Origin of the sequence: Streptomyces sp. P9(2023) (genome assembly GCF_032436795.1) — a bacterium.
GTDB lineage: Bacteria > Actinomycetota > Actinomycetes > Streptomycetales > Streptomycetaceae > Streptomyces.
The window spans coordinates 1-485 of the sequence record NZ_JAUPWM010000149.1 but is presented as its reverse complement, the minus strand read 5'-3'; the positions used below and the strand labels follow the sequence as shown (position 1 = coordinate 485).

Annotated in this window: 1 pseudogene; it reads left to right on the top strand. The window is 41.2% G+C overall.

The features are described from left to right. Window positions 1-92 precede the first annotated feature (92 nt). Window positions 93-485, top strand: a pseudogene (locus tag Q5762_RS37100) (hypothetical protein); the annotation flags it as partial.

Genomic DNA, 485 nt, shown 5'->3' with positions numbered 1-485 from the left:
CTCTTCATTAAGTCACTGCAATATGATGTATTTCTTTATGTAACTAAGTTGGTTAAACTAATTCAAATTCATAATAATAAAAACCAAACTTCGTGCCCGACCCAGCCTCCATTACTCAGTGCTTTTATGATTACCTCGATCTATCAGAATCGGATCAAAATCAGTGGCTTGAATCATTACAACGGCAGAATTCCGCTCTCTATCAACAATTGGTGACTTTGTTGGCTTCAAAAACAACGTCGACCTTTTCTTTGAGCCAACTATTAACTGATCATGCCCAGACTTGGTCTAGCTCAAGACAAGACTATTCCAATTTGCGCATCGATAAATATCAGTTAACCGAGGAGATTGGTCGAGGTGGCGTGGGCGTTGTCTATGCCGCCCATCGAGCGGATGATTCTTTCGAACAACAGTTGGCGATTAAATTTATTCAACCGACCATGAACCAAGTATTGGGTTCTCGAATGAGATCGGAAGAGCGTCGT